General features: G+C 56.5%; 1 tRNA gene and 2 rRNA genes. All 3 read left to right on the top strand.

Going from position 1 to position 2,532, the window contains the following annotated elements:
• Positions 1-373 precede the first annotated feature (373 nt).
• Positions 374-1,846, top strand: a 16S ribosomal RNA gene (locus tag AUR65_RS07150).
• A gap of 99 nt (positions 1,847-1,945) precedes the next feature.
• Positions 1,946-2,017, top strand: a tRNA-Ala gene (locus AUR65_RS07145).
• A 217-nt stretch (positions 2,018-2,234) separates the two neighbouring features.
• Positions 2,235-2,532 (top strand): 23S ribosomal RNA (locus AUR65_RS19895); the annotation flags it as partial.

Raw genomic sequence — 2,532 nt, 5'->3', positions numbered from 1 at the left:
GGCGCTCACCGGGATGACACACCTTCCCGGGGGTCGCCACGATACGACGGCCTTAAGTGGTCCAAGGCATTTCGGATGAATGCGAACGACACACCGCGATTGCAGGGCGATTCAACGCGTCCTGCCTCACCGGACCCGAACCGAACGAGGTTCGAAGGGTTTATACCCTCGAATCGCTTCGATTCAGGTCCGAAGGAAATGAGGATTCCGCCCCTGCGGTACGCCGCAAGACGGTATCTGATGTTAGCCCTAGTAGTTCGGTGACATCCGAACGGATGTCACACGAACTCGGACCTTTGAACGGTGATTTGACAGCATTACGCTGCCATTCACCCGCCAACACCCCGCGACCAGGTTTAAATGGTCGCGACCCATTCCGGTTGATCCTGCCGGAGGTCATTGCTATTGGGGTCCGATTTAGCCATGCTAGTTGCACGAGTTCATACTCGTGGCGAAAAGCTCAGTAACACGTGGCCAAACTACCCTACAGAGAACGATAACCTCGGGAAACTGAGGCTAATAGTTCATACGGGAGTCATGCTGGAATGCCGACTCCGCGAAACGCTCAGGCGCTGTAGGATGTGGCTGCGGGCGATTAGGTAGACGGTGGGGTAACGGCCCACCGTGCCGATAATCGGTACGGGTTGTGAGAGCAAGAGCCCGGAGACGGAATCTGAGACAAGATTCCGGGCCCTACGCGGCGCAGCAGGCGCGAAACCTTTACACTGCACGCAAGTGCGATAAGGGGACCCCAAGTGCGAGGGCATTTAGTCCTCGCTTTTCTCGACTGTAAGGCGGTCGAGGAATAAGAGCTGGGCAAGACCGGTGCGAGCCGCCGCGGTAATACCGGCAGCTCAAGTGATGACCGATATTATTGGGCCTAAAGCGTCCGTAGCCGGCCATGAAGGTTCATCGGGAAATCCGCCAGCTCTACTGGCGGGCGTCCGGTGAAAACCACATGGCTTGGGACCGGAAGGCTCGAGGCGAAGGTCCGGGGTAGGAGTGAAATCCTGTAATCCTGGACGGACGACCGATCGCGAAAGCACCTCGAGAAGACGGATCCGACGGTGAGGGACGAAAGCTAGGGTCTCGAACCGGATTAGATACCCGGGTAGTCCTAGCTGTAAACGATGCTCGCTAGGTGTGGCACAGGCTACGAGCCTGTGCTGTGCCGTAGGGAAGCCGAGAAGCGAGCCGCCTGGGAAGTACGTCCGCAAGGATGATACTTAAAGGAATTGGCGGGGGAGCACAACAACCGGAGGAGCCTGCGGTTTAATTGGACTCAACGCCGGACATCTCACCAGCTCCGACTATAGTGATGACGATCAGGTTGATGACCTTATCACGACGCTATAGAGAGGAGGTGCATGGCCGCCGTCAGCTCGTACCGTGAGGCGTCCTGTTAAGTCAGGCAACGAGCGAGACCCGCACTTCTAATTGCCAGCAGCAGTTTCGACTGGCTGGGTACATTAGAAGGACTGCCGCTGCTAAAGCGGAGGAAGGAACGGGCAACGGTAGGTCAGTATGCCCCGAATGAGCTGGGCTACACGCGGGCTACAATGGTCGAGACAATGGGTTCCTATCTCGAAAGAGAACGCTAATCTCCTAAACTCGATCGTAGTTCGGATTGAGGGCTGAAACTCGCCCTCATGAAGCTGGATTCGGTAGTAATCGCATTTCAATAGAGTGCGGTGAATACGTGCCTGCTCCTTGCACAGACCGCCCGTCAAAGCACCCGAGTGAGGTCCGGATGAGGCCACCACACGGTGGTCGAATCTGGGCTTCGCAAGGGGGCTTAAGTCGTAACAAGGTAGCCGTAGGGGAATCTGCGGCTGGATCACCTCCTAACGACCGAGACCACCCCGATGGGGTGGCTCACACGCGATCTTCCGAGTTCACTCCCGTGACACCCGTTCGGACACCTTAGAACTACTAGGGCTAACACGGGCCCATAGCTCAGTGGTAGAGTGCCTCCTTTGCAAGGAGGATGCCCAGGGTTCGAATCCCTGTGGGTCCATGGTAAGCAGTACTCCACTCCGAAACGATCGTGCCCCTTAAGTGTGGCAAGACGTTTCGAATGAATGGATACTGACGACAGATGCACCATCCCGCGCAAGCGAGGTTGGGAAGGGTCGAAAATTCGCCTCGGGTCGTCACCGAGGGGATTTGATGAAACCGTGTGTACGTGCAATCCAGGCGTCCACTGGACCCGTTCTCCGGGTCACAGTGACTATATCAACTGGCTACTGTGCCAGCTGGTGGATAGCTCGGCTCGAGAGCCGATGACGGACGTGCCAAGCTGCGATAAGCCTCAGGGACCCGCATGGAGGGAAAGAACTGAGGATCTCCGAATGGGAATCCCCACGCAATTGCCTTGCGCAATGGGGAACGTTCCGAATTGAAACATCTTAGTAGGAACAGGAAAAGAAAGCAATCCGCGATGTCGTTAGTAACGGCGAGTGAACGCGATACAGTCCAAACCGAAGCCTTCGGGCAATGTGGTGTACGGACTACCCATAACGGACCTGGATC

It is taken from the genome of Haloferax marisrubri, assembly GCF_001469875.2.
GTDB lineage: Archaea > Halobacteriota > Halobacteria > Halobacteriales > Haloferacaceae > Haloferax > Haloferax marisrubri.
Note: the sequence above shows the minus strand (reverse complement) of the source record. Positions and strands in the feature narration are given on the sequence as shown.